Below are 18245 nucleotides of genomic sequence, written 5' to 3'. Positions count from 1 at the left end.
GACAGCAATACGGAGAGACTGACATGCTGTTGCAACTGGAAAACCTGCCTGCACAAGGCAGTGAATTTGATGTGGTGGTGATTGGTGCCGGCGGTGCCGGGCTGGCTGCCGCACTGTTTGCCGGCCTTGCCGGACAGAAAGTGCTGCTGGTGGAACACAGCGAATACGTGGGCGGCACCACCGCCCTGTCTGGTGGCACCACCTGGATACCCGGCACCCTGCACAGCGCGCGGGTGAATCCGCAAGACACCCTGGCCGAAGCAGCCCGCTATCTGGACAAGGCCATTGGCGAACGGGCCGACCCGGCACTGCGCCAGGCCTTCCTGCAAGCCGGCCCGGCCGTGGTAGCCGCGCTGGAAGCAGCCACCGAGGTGAAATTCCGCCCCTACCCCAAACACCCGGACTACATTTCCGACCTGCCCGGCTCCACCCTCAATGGCCGGGCGCTGGAACCCTTGCCCTTTGATGGCCGCCTCTTGGGCGAGCTGCTTGCCGTACTGCGCCCGCCCATCCCCGAATTCACCGTGCTGGGCGGCATGATGGTGGACCGCACCGACATCAACCACCTGCTTAAGCTGAAGTCCTCGCTGCCTTCGTTCAGGCACTCGCTCAAGCTGCTGCTGCGCCATGCCAGCGACCGTCTGTCCTACCCGCGCGGCACCCGGCTGGTGATGGGTAATGCATTGGTAGGCCGCCTGCTGTATTCGCTGTCGCAACGGGGCAATGTGCAGCTGGCACTGCGCTGTCAGGCCAGCGACATCCGGCACGATGAGCGCGGCGTGTACGGCCTCACCCTGTGCCAGGGCAAGACCAGCCGCAGCATCAAGGTAAAGCAGGGGGTGATTCTGGCCAGCGGCGGTTTCAACCGCGACCCGGAACAACGCGCCCGCCTGCTGCCGGGCATAGAGATGGACTGGTGCCCCGGCGCGCCCGGCCATACCGGTCAGGCACAGCAGCTGGCACGCGACCTTGGTGCAAAACTGGCCGAAGGCAGCCTCAGCCCGGCGTTCTGGGCACCGGTATCACTGCGCCGCCGTGCCGATGGCAGCCAGGCGGTGTTTCCGCACTTCATGCTGGACCGCGCCAAGCCCGGCATGATTACCGTCAATGCCCGTGGCGCGCGCTTTGTCAACGAAAGCACCTCCTACCACCTGTTTGGCCTGGCCATGCAGCAAGCCAATCGCAGCACGCCCAGCATTCCGGCCTACCTTGTTTGCGATGCTGCCGCCTTGCGCCAGTACGGCATCGGCATGGTGCGCCCCGGCGGCAAGAACCTGGAACCCTACCTGGCCGATGGCTACCTGACCGCAGGCAACACACTGGCCGAGCTGGCCGGCAAGCTGGGCATGGATGCGGCCACGCTGGAGGACAGCGTGGCGCGCAACAACCGCTTTGCCGCCAGCGGCGTGGACAGCGACTTCCACCGTGGTGAAACCGCCTACCAGCAAAACATGGGCGACCCCTCACGCGGTCAGCCCAACCCCAATATCGGCCCGCTCGCCGAAGCCCCGTATTACGCGGTGCGGCTGTACCCCGGCGACATCGGTGCGGCCACCGGCCTGCAAACCGACACCCAGGCGCGGGTACTGGGCCGCGACGGCCAGCCCATTGCCGGCCTGTATGCGGTGGGCAATGACATGCATTCCATCATGGGCGGTGTGTATACCGCGCCCGGCATCACCATCGGCCCGGCGCTGGTATTTGCCAGCATTGCCGCCACCCACGCCAGCCAACGCCACACCCGCGCCCAGACGCGCGACACCGTTACCCAATAAGGAGAGCACAACATGACCCAAACCCTGCAACTGGATGGTGCCACCCGTGTACTGGCCATCGTGGGCGACCCGATCGCCCAGGTGAAATCCCCGGCTGGCGTCAGCGCCGCCCTGCAACAGCAAGGCCGTAATGCCATTCTGGTGCCCAGCCATGTCAGCCCGGCCAATCTGGATGCCTACGTCAAGGGCATCAGCCTGGCGGGTAATCTGGACGGCATCATCGTCACCGTGCCGCACAAGTTCGCCATGTATGCCCAGTGCAGCAGCAGCAGCGACCGGGCGCGCCGCCTGGGCGCGGTCAACGTGATGCGGCGCAATGCCGACGGCAGCTGGCACGGCGACATGTGTGACGGCGCCGGCTATGTAGCCGCCATGCGCGCAGCTGGCTGCCAGCCGGAAGGCAAGCGCGCGCTGCTGGTGGGCGCTGGCGGGGCGGGTTCGGCCATTGCGCTGGCCTTGCTGGAAAACGGCGTCAGCGAACTGGCCATCCACGATGCCGACACCAGCCGCCGCGACCAGCTGATTAACCGGCTTAACGCCAGCTTCCCCGGCCAGCTGCGCATAGGCAGCCACGACCCCAGCGGCTTTGCCATTGCCATCAATGCCTCGCCCACCGGCATGCAAGCCAGCGACCCGTTGCCGATTGATGCCAGCAAGCTACATGGCGAGATGTTTGTTGGCGATGTGATTACCGCCCCGGCGGTCACCCCGCTGATTGAACAGGCGCGAGCACTAGGCTGCCACACCGTGGTAGGTGGTGACATGTTTGCCGCCGTGCGAGAACTGATGCTGGACTTCCTGCTGGCGCAGGGTCCGCTGGCTGCTTGAGGTTGAACGTGAACACGCAAGCACAAGCCAACACCCTGCATTGCGACCTGCTGGTGGTGGGCAGCGGCGCTGGCGGGCTGGCCAGCGCCGTCACCGCCGCCCGGCTGGGGCTGAAGGTGGTGGTGGCGGAGAAAGAAGCCGAATTCGGCGGCACCACTGCCTGGTCGGGCGGCTGGCTGTGGGTGCCGCGCAATCCGCTGGCCATTGCCGCCGGGATAGACGAAGACCCGGCCCTGCCGCGCCAGTACCTGCACAGCGAGCTGGGACAGGACTTCGACCCCGCACTGGCCGATGCTTACCTCACGCACGCGCCGCGCATGGTGGACTTCTTCCAGCGCCACAGCCTGCTGCGCTTCATCGACGGCAACCTGATTCCGGACTTCCACGGCCATAGTGCCGGGGCCGCCACCGGTGGGCGTTCGGTATGCGCAGCACCGTTTGATGGCCGCCAGCTGGGTGCGCACATCCATCAGCTGAAAAAGCCACTGGACGTGATTTCGCTATGGGGCATGGGCATCGCATCCGGTGTGGAGCTGCGCCATTTTCTCAATGCCAGCCGTTCGCTCGCCTCCTTTGCCTATGTCACCCGGCGTGTGCTGGCCTACTGGCGCGACTGCCTGCTGCATGGCCGTGGCATGCGACTGGTCAACGGCAATGCGCTGGCCGCCGCGCTGGCCGCATCGGCACTGCAAGCCGGGGTAGAACTGCGCCTGTCCAGCCCGGTGCGCCAGTTGCTGCGCGAACAGGACAAGGTGAGCGGTGCGCTGCTGGACACGCCGGATGGCCCGCTCACCGTGCACAGCAGCCGTGGCGTGGTGCTGGCCTGCGGCGGCTTTCCGCACGATGTCGCGCGCAAACGCCAATTGCTGGACCATGCCCCCACCGGGCAGGAACACTGGTCGGCCGCCCCGGCCAGCAATACCGGCGACGGCCTGCGGCTGGGCGAAGCCGTTGGCGGCGTAATGGGCGAGATGGCGTCTCCGATAGCGCTGGCACCAGTATCGCTGGCCCCGCGTGCCGATGGCAGCACCGCCCACTTTCCGCACCTGATCGAACGCGCCAAACCGGGGCTGATTGCCGTTACCGCCAATGGCCAGCGCTTTTGCAACGAGGCTGACTCCTACCACGACTTTGTCTCCGCCCTGCTGCGTGCCACCCCGGCAGGTCAGCCGGCAGAAGCCTGGCTGCTGGCCGACCACCGTTTTGTCCGCCGCTACGGCCTTGGCGCGGTCAAACCCGCCCCCATGCCGCTGGGCCGCTGGCTGCGCAATGGCTATCTGCAACGCGGCAATACGCTGCAAGAGCTGGCCCGCCGTTGCGGCATCGACCCGGTAGCCCTTGAACAGCAGGTGGTGCACTACAACCAGCAAGCCGCAGCCGGGCAGGACAGCGACTTCGCCAAGGGCGACACCCCGTACAACCGCGTACAGGGTGACAAGGACAATGCCTGGCCCAACCCCTGCATGGCTCCGCTGCAACACGGGCCGTACTACGCGGTGAAGCTGGTCCCCGGCAGCCTGGGCAGCTTTGCCGGGCTGACCACCAATGCCAGCGCACAAGTGCTGGATGAACACCGCCAGCCCATCAGCGGCCTGTATGCGGTCGGCAACGACATGCACAGCATGATGGGCGGCCACTATCCCAGCGGCGGCATCACCCTGGGCCCGGCCATGACTTTCGGCTATCTGGCGGCACACCACGCCGCCGGACGCCAACCCGACACAACCCTCTGAACACACAAGCAAGGACACCCCATGTACTACGAACTCGCCACCCTCACCCTGCCCTTTGGCACCACCGCCCAGGCTGCCCAGAACGTACAGGCCTATACCAGCGACACCGCCGCCGGCGGCGAACTGCTGGGCTGCTGGTATAGCGATATCGGCCAGCTCAACCAGTTGCTGATCTTGCGCGGCTTTGACAGCCTGGCGGCACTGGAAGCCGAACAGCAACGCACCCGCCTGAGCGCCGACCCCTATGGCTGCGGCAGCCTCGCCAGCAGCATCGACCGGCAGGCGTATCAGGCTTTCCCGTGGATGGCCCCGCTGCGCCCCAGCAGCGAAAGCGGCATCAGCGGCCCGGTATATGAAATCCGTGCCTACGGCATCAAGACCGGCGGCCTGCAACACACCATCGACCTGTGGCAGAAATACCTGCCGCCGCGCAGCGCCCTGTCCCCCTGCCTGGTAGCCATGTTTGCCCTGCAAGGCCCGCTGCGTTTTACCAATATCTGGGCCTATGCCAGCGTGGACGAACGCAGCCGCATCCGTGGCGAAGCAGTTGCCGCCGGCATCTGGCCGCCCAAGGGTGGCCCGGCCTGGCTCACCACCGACATGCACTCCACCATTGCCCTGCCCACGGCGGTGTCGCCGCTGAAGTAAGCAGCTGGCAATAAAAAAAGGGACACCTGTCAGGTGTCCCTTTTTACTGCCATACACTGTGGCTCATGCCCTCTTAGTCATACCAGTTGCTGCGCGCATTCTGCCGCGCCCGTGACTGCGCCTGTGCCGCCAGGCGCACCGCCACATTGGCCGCACCATATTGCTGGTAACCGGCACGGCGTTGCAGCAGTTCGAAGAAGAAGCGGTCTTCAAACTGGGCGGTGTACACATGCAGCATTTCACCGCCTTGGGCATCGCGGTCGTACAGGATGTTGGCGGCGGCCAGGCTGGCGACAAATTCATCCGGCAGATCGAAGCGCGCGGCCAGATCGTCGTAGTAATTGCGCGGAATTTCCAGCAAGGGCAGGCCGCTTTCCCGCGCTGCGGCCACTGCAGCAAAGATGTCGTCGGTGGCAAAGGCAATGTGCTGCACGCCGGAACCGCGATAGGTGGACACCGAGCGGGCGATGGCGGTATTGCGGTTTTCCGAGATATTGAGCGGAATGCGGATGCTGCCATCCGGGCTGTGCAGCACCCGGCTTTTCACTAGGCCGTAGGGGTCGGGCAGCACGTGTTCGTTTTCGGCCTGGAAGCCATACACGGCACGGAAAAACAGCATCCAGGCATCCATGGTTTCCGCTGGCAGGCCCAGCGCGAAGTGGTCGATGCTGGTGAGCAGGCCCGGCTTGGCCGCGGCCCCCGGCAGCATGTCGAAGTCGGACTGGTAAATGCTGCTGCCGTCCGCGCCGGGGTCCACCAGGTATTGCAGGCTGCCATCCGGCGCACGCACGGCGGGAATCTGCCGCTCGTTGGGGCCGACGCGGCTCTCGAAAGAACGGGCGCGATACTGCTTGGCGCGTTGCAGCGCCTGGGCGCTGTCATTCACCCGGAAGGCAGACGCACACAAGGACGGGCCATGCGCCACGAAGAAGGCGTTGGCGAAGGAATCCGGCTCGGAATTCAGAATCAGGTTGATGTCACCCTGGCTGTACAGGTTGACGCTCTTGGATTTGTGCTGCCCGGCATGGGCAAAGCCCAGCTTGCCGAACCAGCGCGCCAGCCGGCTGGCGGCTGCCTCGTCCACGGCGAATTCCAGAAACTCCACGCCGCTGTACTGTGGCTGTGGTGCAGGCACAAACAGCTGCGGCAACACGGCGGCGGCGCTGGCTTCGCGACTGGCGGCCAGTTGGGCACGGGTGCTTTCTTCCAGATACAGCAGGCCGCGGCGGCCATCTGCCGCAGTGCCGCCGGTGGGTGCGGCACGGAAACCGTCGTTGAAGATTTCCAGGCTCAGTGGGCCTTGGTAGCCGCTTTGCAGGATGGGGCCGAGGAAAGCAGGCAGGTCGAACTCGCCCTGACCGGGGAAGCAGCGGAAATGGCGGCTCCACTCCAGCACGTCCATATTCAGGATGGGCGCATCGGCCAGTTGCAGAAATACGATCTTGTCGCCCGGAATCTCCGGCAGGCGCGACAGGTCGTCCTTGATCGACAGCGTGTGGAAGCTGTCCAGAATCACGCCCAGATTAGGGTGGTCCACCGTTTTGACGATGTCCCACACCTGACGGTAGGAATTCACATGCTGGCCCCAGGCCAGTGCCTCGTAACCCACCAGCACTTCATGCCTTGCCGCCAGCTCGGCCAGCTGGTGCAGGTCGTCCGCCAGCACCGCATTATCGCGGATCACGTCCGGCTGCACATTGCTGCACACCAGAATGCGGTCGGTACCCAGCTCGTGCATCAGCTCGAACTTGCGCTCGGCCCGCTCCAGATTGTGTTGCAGCCGGTCACGGCGGCAGCCTTCGAAGTCGCGGAAGGGCTGGAACAGCATGATCTGCAAGCCCAGCTCCTGACACAGGCGGCGTACGTCACGTGGCGAGCCATCGAAATACAGCAGGTCGTTTTCAAAGATTTCTACGCCCTGAAAGCCGGCAGCGGCAATCGCCTCCAGTTTCTCGGGTAGGGTTCCGCTCAGAGAAACGGTGGCAATACAGTGTTGCATGGTGGTCATCCTCAATGGGGAAACTGGCGCTGGCGGCGCACCGCTCTGGGTGTGAGTCCTGGTCTGGCGATGCTGCCGGTTTACATATTTCGTACCAACAGGTACATTTCAATCTTAGCGTGAAAATTTTCACTGCACCAGAGCCATTCCCTGTTCCCGCCATCCCGCTTGCTGCCCACGCAGTATGCGAGGTGCAGGCCGCCAGCCGCGGCACACAAATAAAAAGTACACCCTATGTCCGCCTCCACCACATCAGCCAATACCTTGCTGCTGGGCCTGATCGGCCAAAGCATCCAGGGCTCGCGCTCGCCACAATTGCATGAAGAAGAAGCCCGCCAGCAGGGTCTGCGCTGCCTGTATCAATTACACGACCTGCCGCTGGATACCGGTGCTGCCGCGCTGGACGCATTGCTGACCGCCATGCAGACCGTGGGCTATGCCGGCTGCAATATCACCCACCCGTTCAAGCAGACGGTGCTGGCCTGTCTGGACAGCCTGTCGGACGATGCGGCCGCCATCGGCGTAGTGAATACCGTGCAGTTTCGCGAGGGCAAACGCATTGGCCACAACACCGACTGGTGGGGTTTTGCCCAGTCCTTCCAGCAGCAGTGGCCACAGGCCAGGCTCGAGCGCGTGGTACAACTGGGTGCCGGCGGTGCCGGTGCCGCCGTGGCACACGCCATCCTCACCCTGGGTTGCCAGCAACTGACCCTGCACGATGCCGACCCCGCCCGCGCCAGCGCACTGGCGGCGCGATTGAAGCAGCGATTTGGTGAGAATCGGGTGATGGTGGCCGAGGATGTTGCCGCTGCCCTGGCAGCAGCCGACGGCCTGATCCAGGCCACGCCCATCGGCATGCAGGGCCACCCTGGCCTACCGCTACCGGTGGAATGGCTGCACCCGGCGCTATGGGTGACCGACGTAATTTATTTCCCACGCGAAACCGCGCTGCTCAAGGCCGCAAACGCGCTGGGCTGCGCTACCATGAATGGCGGCGGCATGGTGGTGTATCAGGCTGCGGGCGCATTCCGCCTGTTCAGCGGCCTGAACCCGGATGCCGAGCGCATGGCCCGGCACTTTGCCCGGCTGGCTGACTGAAGCTGACAGATTGAACCGGCAAGCCCTTGTTGAACCCGCAGCCCTTACCAGACAGGTTCCCCATGTCCGACATCCTTCCCTTTAGCCCCCTGCCCAATCCCATGGCTACGGACGGCATCGAGTTCGTCGAATTCGCCACCACCGATCCAGATGCCCTGGGCCAGCTGCTGCAAGCCATGGGCTTTCGCTGTACCGCCCGGCACCGCGCCAAACAGGTGCTGCTATATCGTCAGGGCGATATCAACTTCGTCGTCAATGCCGAACCGGACAGCTTTGCCCAACACTATGCCCAGCAGCGTGGCCACAGCATTTGCGCCATTGCGCTGCGGGTGAAGGATGCCCGTGCCGCCACCCTGCGCGCGCGCGAGCTGGGGGCATGGGAGGTGGACATGAGCACCGGAGTGATGGAACTGCACATTCCGGCATTTCAGGGCGTGGGTGGTTCGCTGCTGTATCTGGTGGACCGCTATGGCGAACACTCGATTTACGATGTCGATTTCCTGCCACTGGCCGCCGACAACAGCGCGACCGATGCCGGACTGAGCCACATCAGCCTGCTGACCCAAAGCGTACCGCTTGAGCGCATTGGTGACTGGCAGGACTTCTACCAGCACCTGTTCGGCTTTGTGCCATCCACTGCGGCCAATACGGCAGACAGCCACCTGCTGGTCAGTCCCTGCGGCAAGATCCGCCTGCACCTGCAAGCAGCCGTGCTGGAACATGGTGTCAGCGAAGGCATGACCGGCGTCACGCTGGGCAGCCGCGATGTGGCCTTCACCCGCCAGCAGCTGCAACAACAGGGGCTGGACTTGTCCGGACCACAACAGCAGGTGGCGCACCAGCTGGAACATGCCGCCCTGCTGCAGTTTGCCATCAGCAAGGACAAGGAGAACTGACATGGATGCCACCCGCTTTGCCATTGACACCGCCCCCTTGCCGGGCAAGCTGCAAGACAAGCTGCAAGCCATGGCGGATGCCGGTTTCTCCCGCCTCACCCTGTGGGCGCAGGACTTGATGAGCGAACAGGAAGGCGGCCTGGCGCAAACCGTGCGCACCGTGCGCCACAGCGGCATGAAGGTGATAGGCTTCGAGGCGCTGCGCGACTTCGAAGGCATGAGCGGCCGCTTTCTGGAATACAAGATAGACCTGGCCAAAACCATGATGCGCATGATGCAGCAGGTGGGCGCCGAGCTGCTGGTGGTATCGGCCACCACCTCGCCCAATGCGGTGGGCGACCTGGAAACCACCGCCGCCCATCTGCGCCTGCTCTCCACACTGGCCACGCCGCTGGGTATCCGCATCGGCTTCGAGCCGCTGGCCTGGGGCCGCTATGTGCACGACTACCACGCGGCATGGCAGGTGGTGGAAATGGTAAACCGGCAGAACGTGGGCCTGGTGCTGGATAGCTTCCACCTATTTGCCCGTGGCATTCCGCTGGACGACCTGTACCGCATCCCCATGCACAAGCTGTTTCTGGTGCAGTTGTCCGATGCCATGAGCGACTACCTGCCGCTCTTGGAAGAAATGGTGCATATCTCGCGCCACCAGCGCTCCTTCCCCGGCGAGGGCGTGCACAGCATGGCGGTGGTGGACATGCTGGTGCGGCTGGAAATGGCCGGTTATCAGGGCAATTACGCCTTTGAAGTGGCCAATGACGAATTCCTCACCCAGGACGCGCACAGCGTGGCCAGCCGCGCCGCCCGTTCGGTGGACTGGCTGTGCCGCACCGTCAGCCAGCGCCTGCAGGACAGCGGCTGCTAAGCGCGGCTGACAAAAGCCCTGCTGCAGCCTTGCGCCTCCTTGCCATACATTTATGTACGGTCGGCGTCGGCGCGCCTTGCCTCAGGGACGCTACGCTATTTTGTTAGCCGCTCCAAACACTTCCAGGAAGAAGTATCAGCCCGGCAGCTGCGCCGCCAGTGCCTGCTGCGTCACCTGCTCCAGCCGCTGGCGCAGCCAGATATGCAGCGGGTCGTGGCGATGGCGCTGGTGCCATACCAGATACATCGGCATGTCCGGGCAAGAGAGCGGCGGCGCACAGCTGGCCAGCCCCGCCAGCAGGTTGCTGGCCAGCAAGCCCGGCAAAGTAGCCAGCCGGGTACTGCCCTGCACAAAAGGCGCGATGCCGGCAAAACCCGGTAGCCAGGCGGCAATGCGCCGTCTTACCCCCTGCCCGGCCAGAAAATCATCAATATCCAGCATGCGCGGCGGCGTATAGCCCACCGTAACGTGCTCGGCCTCCAGATAGTCGTCCAGACTGGCCGGTGCCGCACGGCAGCCTGCGTCGTAAAACACCCGGTAGTGGTCGGCAAACAAACGCTTTTGCACGATGTCGCTGCCATCCGGCGGGCGCGGGGTAATCACCAGGTCGCACTCATCGCTGCGCAGCATCTCCACCGATGGAATGCCGGAGGGCAACACCCGCAACGACACACCCGGTGCTTCGGCCTGCAACAGGTTCAACAGGCGCGGCAACAGCAAATCCCGTTGCAAATCGTTGGCGGCAATGCTGATGGTGCGCTGCAAACGGGCCGGATCAAAACTGGCGGCACTGACAAAGCGGCGCATGTCTTCCAGCAGGCTGCGCGCATGCTGGGCCAACGCCTCGGCTCTTACCGTGGGCGAAATGCCGCGGCCGGACTTCACAAACAGCGGGTCATCCACAATCAGCCGCAGCTTGTCCAGCGCATGGCTGACTGCGGACTGGGTCATGTCCAGCCGCTCTGCCGCACGGGTGACCGAGCGTTCTTCCATTACTGTCAGCAGTAATTGCAGCAGCCGGCCATCCAGCTGCAAATGATCGAAATTTTTCATGTATGCCATCCGGTTTACCGCATTTATCTCCACACCACAAACAGGGACACTGAACTCACCAGAATCAACAAGGGAGAACAAGTGATGGCGGAGCAACAACGCGTTTCCATTCCGGGAACCACCCTGTTTGACGACATTCAGGCGCAGAAGGGTTATGCCCTCAACAAGATGTGCTTTTCCTTCAACGACAAGGCCAACCGCGACGCCTTCAAGGCCGACGAAGCCGCCTACTGCGCCCGCTTCGGCCTGACTGAGCCGCAACTGGCCGCAGTGCAAAGCCGCAATGTGCTGCAACTGCTGGCCGCTGGCGGCAATGTGTACTACCTGGCCAAGTTTGCCGGCATTTTCGGCCTGGACGTGCAGGACATCGGTGCCCAGCAAACCGGCATGAGCAAAGACGAATTCAAACAGAAACTCCTGAACGCGGGACAATAATCATGGCAAAAATCGTAGGCAGCATCGTGACCTCCCACGTTCCGGCCATTGGCCGCGCCATTGCCGGCAATCTGCAGAGCGAACCGTACTGGAAGCCCTTCTTCGACGCCTTCCCGCCCATCCACCGCTGGCTGGACGAAGTGAAACCTGATGTCGCCGTGGTGGTGTACAACGACCATGGCCTGAATTTCTTCCTGGACAAGATGCCCACCTTCTCGGTGGGTGCCGCGCCGGAATACCACAATGCCGACGAAGGCTGGGGCATTCCCACCCTGCCGCCGTTTAGCGGTGATACCGAACTGTCCTGGCACCTGATCAAGCAGCTGGTGAACAAGGAATTCGACCTCACCACCTGCCAGGAAATGCTGGTGGACCATGCCTTCACCCTGCCCCTGAAACTGCTGTGGCCGCAAGAAGGCGCCTGCCCGATCAAGGTGGTGCCGGTGTGCATCAACACCGTGCAGTTCCCCATTCCGTCGGCCAGCCGCTGCTACAAGCTGGGCGAGGCCATCGGCGAAGCCATCAGCAACTGGGATTCCGACGCCCGCGTGGTGGTGATTGGCACGGGTGGCCTGTCGCACCAGCTGGATGGCGAGCGCGCCGGTTTCATCAACAAGCCCTTCGACCTGCAATTCATGCAAAGCCTGGTGGACAAGCCCAAGTGGGCCACCCAGTACACGGTGGAACAACTGGTGGAGCATACCGGCTCGCAAGGCATCGAGCTGCTGATGTGGCTGGCCGCCCGCGCCACCATCAAGAGCGATGTGCGCGCGCTGCAAAACACCTACCACCTGCCGATCTCCAACACAGCAGCCGGTGTGATGCTGCTGGAACCGCTTGCCTGAGTCACCGGGCAGTTGCAGTAAACCCACACACTGTTGTCAGCATTTCTCCTCCTTCGCTGAGCACCCGGCCTTGTGCCGGGTCTTTTTTTATCTGCCGCAGCCAGCCGCCCGTCCTGTTTTTACAGGCAAAAAAAGGCCGACAGGAAAGCCCTGTCGGCATGGGTTCACACCCCAGATGGAAGCAATAGTGCGGTGGTCTCCTGCCCTGCCATCAGGCTGGCTGGACAGAAACGCCAAATTCCTCGGTGTCGATTTCCTGCTGGGTGGCGGCGTTGTAGCGCGCGCCGCTTACCGTGTTTTCATTCACGATGGCATCCAGCCGGGTCAGCACTTCCATGCTCAGTTCCACCGCGTCAGCCGACAGGTTTTCCTGCAGATGCGCCACATTGCTGGTGCCTGGAATCGGAATCACCTGCTCGCTTTGCGCCAGCAACCAGCCCATGGCCAGCTGGGAGAGGGTAAAGCCGGTCTCGGCAGCCAGGCCTTGCAGCGCATCCAACAGACGCAGGTTGCGGCTAAAGTGTTCAGCCTGGAAACGCGGCATGGCGCGGCGGATGTCGTTGGCGGCAAAGCCGGACGGGTCGCGCACGCCACCGGCAAGGAAGCCACGGCCCAGCGGGCTGAAGGCCACCAGCGCCACTTGCAGCTCGCGGCAGGCATCCAGCAGCGCGATTTCCGGATTGCGCGTCCACAGCGAGTATTCACTCTGTACCGCGGCAATCGGGTGCACCGCCTGGGCGCGTGCCAGCGTGGCAGCGGAAACCTCGGACAGGCCGATGCTGCGGATTTTGCCCGCGGCCACCAGGTCAGCCAGTGCGCCGACCGAATCTTCAATCGGCACTTGCCGGTCCCAGCGGTGCAGGTAGTAGAGGTCAATCACATCGGTTTGCAGACGGCGCAGGCTGTCCTCGCAGGTCTGGCGCAGGCTGTCCGGCCTGCCGTCGATCACCCGCTTGCCTTCTACCCCGGTCATGCCGCACTTGCTGGTGAGCACAATCTGCTGACGATGAGGCTTTAATACACGACCCACCAGCTCTTCATTGGCACCAAAGCCGTACAGCGCGGCGGTATCAAACAGGGTGACGCCTGCATCCAGCGCCGCCAGCAATATCTGGCCGCCCTGCTCGGCAGACGGTGGCACGCCATAGGCGTGACTGAGATTCATGCAGCCAAGGCCGATGGCAGAAACGGTAAACGGGCCAAGCTGTCGCTGTTTCATGGAACTGTCCTTGCACTGTCTGACGGGGACCCTGCAAGAAAAAGACAAGGTCAGCCGGTTCTGGTGAACCGGACTGCCTTGTTCAGGAGGGTCGCTTACAAAAGGGATTTCAAAAATGTCTTAACCACGAGCCGATAAAAAAAAGCGAAGCATCCTGGGGCAAGGCGCGCCGACGCAGACAGTACACAAAGTACGGCAAGGAGGCGCAACACAGCACCAGGTTTTTTATTAGCGGCTCTAAACCAGTTGCTGCTCCAGCGCATGCAGCACCTGATAGCACGGCAGAACCTGACGCAGGCTGGAATTGGGCTCGCGGCCTTCACGGATGGCGGCAAAGAATTCGCGGTCTTGCAGCTCGATGCCGTTCATCGACACGGCAACATGGGATACGTCGATCTTCTCTTCCTTGCCGTTCACCAGATCGTCGTAGCGGGCAATGTAGGTGCCGGTGTCGCCGATGTAACGGAAGAAGGTCCCCAGCGGGCCGTCGTTGTTGAAGGACAGGCTGAGCGTGCAGATGGCACCGTTGGCCGCCTTCAGCTGGATGGACATGTCCATGGCGATGCCCAGTTGCGGGTGGATCGGCCCCTGGATGGCATTGGCCTTCACGATGGGGCTGCCAGCCTGATAGGCAAACAGGTCCACGGTGTGGGCGGCGTGGTGCCACAGCAGATGGTCGGTCCAGCTGCGCGGCTGGCCCAGCGCGTTCATATTGGTGCGGCGGAAGAAATAGGTTTGCACATCCATCTGCTGGATGTTGAATTCGCCGGCAGTAATCTTGTTGTGTACCCACTGGTGGCTGGGGTTGAAGCGGCGGGTATGGCCGCACATGGCCACCAGGCCTGTTTCCTGTTGCAAGGCGGCGGCAGCTTCGGCACCGGCCAGGGTGTCGGCCAGCGGAATTTCCACCTGCACGTGCTTGCCAGCCTCAAGGCAGGCGGCGGTTTGCCCGGCGTGCATCTGGGTGGGCGTACACAGGATGACAGCGTCCACTTCCTTGATGGCCAGGGTTTGGTTCAGGTCATCCGTGACATGGGCCACGCCGTATTTGTCGGCCACTTCGCGGGTTTTGGCCAGGTCGCGGCCAATCAGCGATACCACTTCCACATCGGCAATATTCTTGATGCCGTCCAGATGCTTGATGCCGAACGCGCCTGCGCCAGCCAGTGCTACTTTGATTGTCATGACAGGGATTCCTTATTCCTTGTTTTCCAGAATGGCGTGACCCACGGCGGTATTGGAAGCCGGGACATGATAGAAACGGTGCGCCACATGCGGCAGCGGGCCGCTGCGCTCTCCGTTGTTCACGTCGGCCATCGCGCCGCGGGCGATCAGCCACATCACCAGTTCGATGCCTTCGCTGCCGGCTTCACGCACATAGTCGATATGCGGCACCTGGGCGCAGGCCACCGGGTCGTTGATCATCAGGTCCAGCCAGTTGTTGTCCCACTCGCGGTTGATCAGCCCGGCGCGTGCACCCTGCAGCTGGTGGCTCATGCCGCCGGTGCCCCAGATGTGTACGTTCAGGTCTTCGTCAAAGCTCTCCACCGCCTTGCGGATGGCCTGACCCAGCGCAAAGCAGCGCTGTCCGGACGGCACCGGGTATTGCACCACGTTGACAGCAAACGGAATCACCGGGCAGGGCCAGGCGTCCTTCACCGGGTCCAGCTCGCCGCACATCAGCGACAGCGGCACGGTCAGGCCGTGGTCCACGTCCATCTTGTTGACGATGGTGAGGTCGAAGTCCTGCTGGATGACGCTTTGCGCAATATGGCTGGCCAGCTCGGGATGCCCTTTCACCACCGGTACCGGACGCGCGCCCCAGCCTTCATCGGCCGGTTTGTACTCGGCCGCCGTGCCAATGGCGAAGGTGGGAATCATGTCCAGGCTGAAGGCGGTGGCGTGGTCGTTGTACACCAGGAAAATCACGTCCGGCTTGTTGTCCTTCATCCATTGCTTGGAGAAGTCATAACCGGCAAACAGCGGCTGCCAGTAGTCTTCCTGCGTCTTGTGCAGGTCCATGGCCACGCCGATGGCCGGCACGTGCGAGGTATAAACGGATGCGGTGATGCGTGCCATATCAGTTGCCTTCTTTCTTGCTGCCCGCGCCTTGCGGCTGGCGGTGCGGCTGGGCGTCGCCGTCTTCACCGATGTAGCGATTGCCTTCCACCGAGCGGCCACCAGCCACCATCATGTTGCGGTATTCCTCTTCGCTCATGCCGGTCATCGAGCCGGCCATCTGCTGGAAACTCTTGCCATCGGTGGCACCGATGCGCGCCAGGAAGTAGATATTGCCGCCAAGCGCCATGCAGCGGTTGAGGTCGCGCGCCAGCACCGCCTGCTTCTGCTCTTCCGTCATCGGCCACTCGTCCAGATAAGCACGTTCGTCAGCCAGAAAGCGGGCGCGGTTTTCCGCCTTCATCAGGCTGGTGCAAAACTGGTTCAGCCAGTAGCCCAGGCGGCTTTGCTCGGCATCGAAAATGATGGTGCCGGGCACGTCTTTATACGGTTTGTCCAGTGCCATGCAGGCTCCTCAGCATTCTTCCGGCCAGTACAGGCGCATGGGATTTTTCACCAGCAGCTGTTGCTGCAACTCCGGCGTCGGTGCGATATGGGGGATGAAATCCACCAGCAGGCCGTCGTCCGGCATATGGTCTTTCAGATTGGGGTGCGGCCAGTCGGTGCCCCACAGCACGCGCTCGGGGAAGGTTTCCACCAGCTTGCGGGCAAACGGAATCACGTCGTGATAGGCGTGGCGTTCGCCAGCCAGCGCCTTGGGGCCGCTCACGCTCAGGCGTTCCGGGCAGCTGACCTTGGACCAGATATTGTCATGTTCGCGCATCAGTTTCACGAACAATTCAAACTGCGGCCCGTCCACCGGCAGGCTGACATCGGGCCGGCCCATGTGGTCCACCACCACAGTGGTGGGCAGGTTGGTGAAGAAATCCCACAGTTCCGGCAGGTCCTGCGCTTCGAAATACACCACGATATGCCAGCCCAGTTTGGCGATGCGGCTGGCAATCTCCATCAGCTCGTCCTTGGGGGTGAAATCCACCAGCCGCTTGACGAAGTTGAAGCGCACGCCGCGTACACCGGCATCGTGCAGGCTTTGCAGCTCCTCGTCGGTAACCGAGCGTTTGACAGTAGCCACACCACGCGCCTTGCCCTTGCTGGCGCGGCAGGCATCCACCATGGCGCGATTGTCGGCACCGTGGCAGGTGGCCTGCACAATCACATTGCGGGCAAAGCCCAGATGGTCGCGCAGGGCAAACAGATCAGCCTTGCTGGCGTCACACGGGGTGTATTTGCGTTCCGGCGCATAGGGGAATTCCGCGCCGGGGCCGAATACGTGACAGTGGGCATCCACCGCACCGGCCGGCAGGGTGAAGGCCGGTTTGGCCGGGCCGTCAAACCAGTCCAGCCAGCCTGCGGTTTTGCTGAAGTCGCCACTCACGGGTTTAGTCATGCTGTCGTCCTCAGTCGATATAACGCAGACCGGCCTTGGCCAGCGGCTCGCGCATTGCGTACATGTCCAGGCCCAGCACGCCGGAAGCCAGCTTGGCGCGTTTTTCGCCTTCGAATGATTCGCGCTTTTGCGCCGCCGCCAGCGTTTCCACCGCACGCGCTGCCGGTACGCACACCACGCCGTCGTCGTCCGCCACGATGACGTCACCCGGATGCACCAGCATGCCGGCGCACACTACCGGGATATTCACCGAGCCCAGCGTGGCCTTGATGGTGCCTTTGCTGCTGATGGCGCGGCTCCACACCGGGAAGTCCATTTCCTGCAGGGTTTTGACGTCGCGCACGCCGGCATCGATGATCAGCGCCCGCGCGCCGCGTGCCTGGAAGCTGGTGGCTAGCAGGTCGCCAAAGTAGCCGTCGGTGCATTCCGAGGTAACACCTGCCACCACGATGTCTCCCGGCTGAATTTGCTCTGCCGCCACGTGCAGCATCCAGTTGTCGCCCGGTTGCAGCAGCACAGTGACGGCGGTGCCGGACACCTGCTTGCCGGCAAAGATGGGGCGCATATAGGGCTTGAGCAGCCCGACGCGGCCCATGGCTTCGTGCACGGTGGCCGAGCCCAGCGCGGCCAGTGCATCGGCAGCGGCACGGTCGGCGCGGGTGATGTTGCGGTAAACGACTCCGAGTTCGTACATGGTGTGGTCTTTCCTGATCTGTTTTATCCATCGCGTGGCGCATGGCGCACGTGAGATGCGGTCAAATCCGCAAAAGCCCTGGGTCAAGGCGCGCCGCCGCAGACCGTACGTGTGGTACGGCAAGGCGGCGCAACGCAGGAGCAGAGCTTTTGCCAGCCTTACAGGCCCTTGGCCTTGAGGGCGGCATCCAGTCGCGGATACACGCGTCGGGCATTGCCTTCAAAGATTTGCTGCCGTTCGGCATCCGTCAGCGCTGCCGCTTCGATGTAGCGCTTGGTGTCGTCGTAGTAGTGGCCGGTTTCCGGGTCGATGCCGCGTACCGCACCGATCATTTCGCTGGCAAACAACACGTTGTCCACCGGAATGACCTTGGTCAGCAGGTCGATGCCGGGCTGGTGGTAGACGCAGGTGTCAAAGAAGATGTTGTTGAGCAGGTGGTCCTTGAGCAGCGGCTTTTTCATTTCCTGCGCCAGCCCGCGGAAGCGGCCCCAGTGGTAGGGCACCGCGCCACCACCGTGCGGAATGACAAAGCGCAGCGTGGGGAAGTCAGTAAACAGGTCGGAGGTCAGGCATTGCATGAAGGCGGTGGTGTCTGCGTTCAGATAATGCGCGCCGGTGGTGTGGAAGGCGCAGTTGCAGCTGGTGGACACATGCACCATGGCCGGGATGTCGTACTCCACCATTTTTTCGT

At 63.0% G+C, this 18245-nt stretch carries 18 protein-coding genes; 9 read left to right on the top strand and 9 right to left on the bottom strand.

Features of this window, described 5'->3' with window-relative positions; all coding sequences use genetic code 11:
• Nucleotides 1–23: 23 nt before the first annotated feature.
• Genes JHD64_RS17490 through JHD64_RS17475 form a run of 4 tightly spaced genes read left to right on the top strand, consistent with a single transcriptional unit; the run spans nt 24 to nt 4984 of the window.
• Nucleotides 24–1775, top strand: coding sequence for an FAD-dependent oxidoreductase (locus tag JHD64_RS17490; protein WP_199054560.1), 1752 nt, complete (start codon nt 24–26; stop codon nt 1773–1775).
• Between the two features lie 12 nt (nt 1776–1787).
• Nucleotides 1788–2603: a shikimate dehydrogenase gene (locus tag JHD64_RS17485; RefSeq protein ID WP_199054558.1), complete on the top strand. Its 816-nt coding sequence runs from the start codon at nt 1788–1790 to the stop codon at nt 2601–2603.
• 8 nt (nt 2604–2611) lie between these two features.
• Nucleotides 2612–4336 (top strand): FAD-dependent oxidoreductase, encoded by a 1725-nt coding sequence (locus JHD64_RS17480; RefSeq protein WP_199054556.1) that lies wholly within the window; start codon nt 2612–2614, stop codon nt 4334–4336.
• A 21-nt stretch (nt 4337–4357) separates the two neighbouring features.
• Entirely contained in the window at nt 4358–4984 is a 627-nt protein-coding gene (locus JHD64_RS17475) for an NIPSNAP family protein (RefSeq protein WP_199054553.1), read from the top strand.
• 73 nt (nt 4985–5057) lie between these two features.
• On the opposite strand, the gene JHD64_RS17470 is transcribed toward JHD64_RS17475, so the two are convergent.
• Nucleotides 5058–6983, bottom strand: a complete 1926-nt coding sequence (locus JHD64_RS17470; protein ID WP_199054551.1) for a bifunctional sugar phosphate isomerase/epimerase/4-hydroxyphenylpyruvate dioxygenase family protein — start codon at nt 6981–6983, stop codon at nt 5058–5060.
• Between the two features lie 234 nt (nt 6984–7217).
• Between JHD64_RS17470 and JHD64_RS17465 the strand changes: the two genes are divergently transcribed.
• From JHD64_RS17465 to JHD64_RS17455, 3 genes are all read left to right on the top strand, one after another.
• Complete coding sequence (locus JHD64_RS17465) at nt 7218–8081, top strand: shikimate dehydrogenase (RefSeq protein ID WP_199054549.1); 864 nt, start codon at nt 7218–7220, stop codon at nt 8079–8081.
• A gap of 62 nt (nt 8082–8143) precedes the next feature.
• Complete coding sequence (locus JHD64_RS17460; protein WP_199054547.1) at nt 8144–8977, top strand: 4-hydroxyphenylpyruvate dioxygenase family protein; 834 nt, start codon at nt 8144–8146, stop codon at nt 8975–8977.
• A 1-nt stretch (nt 8978) separates the two neighbouring features.
• Nucleotides 8979–9842, top strand: a complete 864-nt coding sequence (locus JHD64_RS17455) for a sugar phosphate isomerase/epimerase (protein ID WP_199054545.1) — start codon at nt 8979–8981, stop codon at nt 9840–9842.
• A 135-nt stretch (nt 9843–9977) separates the two neighbouring features.
• Here JHD64_RS17455 and JHD64_RS17450 read toward each other — a convergent pair whose 3' ends face one another.
• Nucleotides 9978–10895 (bottom strand): LysR family transcriptional regulator, encoded by a 918-nt coding sequence (locus JHD64_RS17450; RefSeq protein ID WP_199054543.1) that lies wholly within the window; start codon nt 10893–10895, stop codon nt 9978–9980.
• A gap of 84 nt (nt 10896–10979) precedes the next feature.
• On the opposite strand from JHD64_RS17450, the gene JHD64_RS17445 reads away from it, so the two are divergent.
• A complete protein-coding gene (locus JHD64_RS17445) occupies nt 10980–11330 on the top strand; it encodes a protocatechuate 4,5-dioxygenase subunit alpha (RefSeq protein ID WP_199054541.1) in 351 nt (116 codons plus the stop codon).
• Between the two features lie 2 nt (nt 11331–11332).
• The gene (locus JHD64_RS17440; RefSeq protein WP_199054540.1) at nt 11333–12175 is read left to right on the top strand and encodes a class III extradiol dioxygenase family protein; all 843 of its coding nucleotides are present in this window, start codon (nt 11333–11335) and stop codon (nt 12173–12175) included.
• A gap of 211 nt (nt 12176–12386) precedes the next feature.
• Here JHD64_RS17440 and JHD64_RS17435 read toward each other — a convergent pair whose 3' ends face one another.
• From JHD64_RS17435 to JHD64_RS17405, 7 genes are all read right to left on the bottom strand, one after another.
• Nucleotides 12387–13394 (bottom strand): aldo/keto reductase, encoded by a 1008-nt coding sequence (locus tag JHD64_RS17435; protein WP_199054539.1) that lies wholly within the window; start codon nt 13392–13394, stop codon nt 12387–12389.
• A gap of 237 nt (nt 13395–13631) precedes the next feature.
• Nucleotides 13632–14579: a Gfo/Idh/MocA family oxidoreductase gene (locus JHD64_RS17430; RefSeq protein WP_199054534.1), complete on the bottom strand. Its 948-nt coding sequence runs from the start codon at nt 14577–14579 to the stop codon at nt 13632–13634.
• 12 nt (nt 14580–14591) lie between these two features.
• A complete protein-coding gene (locus JHD64_RS17425) occupies nt 14592–15473 on the bottom strand; it encodes a class III extradiol dioxygenase subunit beta (protein ID WP_199054532.1) in 882 nt (293 codons plus the stop codon).
• Nucleotide 15474: 1 nt separating this feature from the next.
• On the bottom strand, nt 15475–15918 hold the full coding sequence (gene ligA / locus JHD64_RS17420) for a protocatechuate 4,5-dioxygenase subunit alpha (protein WP_199054530.1): 444 nt from the start codon (nt 15916–15918) through the stop codon (nt 15475–15477).
• 9 nt (nt 15919–15927) lie between these two features.
• Nucleotides 15928–16860, bottom strand: coding sequence for an amidohydrolase family protein (locus JHD64_RS17415; RefSeq protein ID WP_199054528.1), 933 nt, complete (start codon nt 16858–16860; stop codon nt 15928–15930).
• A gap of 10 nt (nt 16861–16870) precedes the next feature.
• Nucleotides 16871–17554: a 4-carboxy-4-hydroxy-2-oxoadipate aldolase/oxaloacetate decarboxylase gene (gene ligK, locus JHD64_RS17410; protein WP_159877412.1), complete on the bottom strand. Its 684-nt coding sequence runs from the start codon at nt 17552–17554 to the stop codon at nt 16871–16873.
• Between the two features lie 158 nt (nt 17555–17712).
• Nucleotides 17713–18245, bottom strand: a 533-nt coding sequence (locus tag JHD64_RS17405) for an amidohydrolase family protein (protein WP_199054526.1), incomplete at its 5' end; no start/stop codon positions are given.

The sequence above is a fragment of the Aquitalea sp. ASV15 genome, assembly GCF_016429115.1.
Taxonomy (GTDB): domain Bacteria; phylum Pseudomonadota; class Gammaproteobacteria; order Burkholderiales; family Chromobacteriaceae; genus Aquitalea; species Aquitalea magnusonii.
The sequence above is the reverse complement of the archived record's forward strand: the minus strand, read 5'-3'. Positions and strand labels throughout refer to the sequence as shown.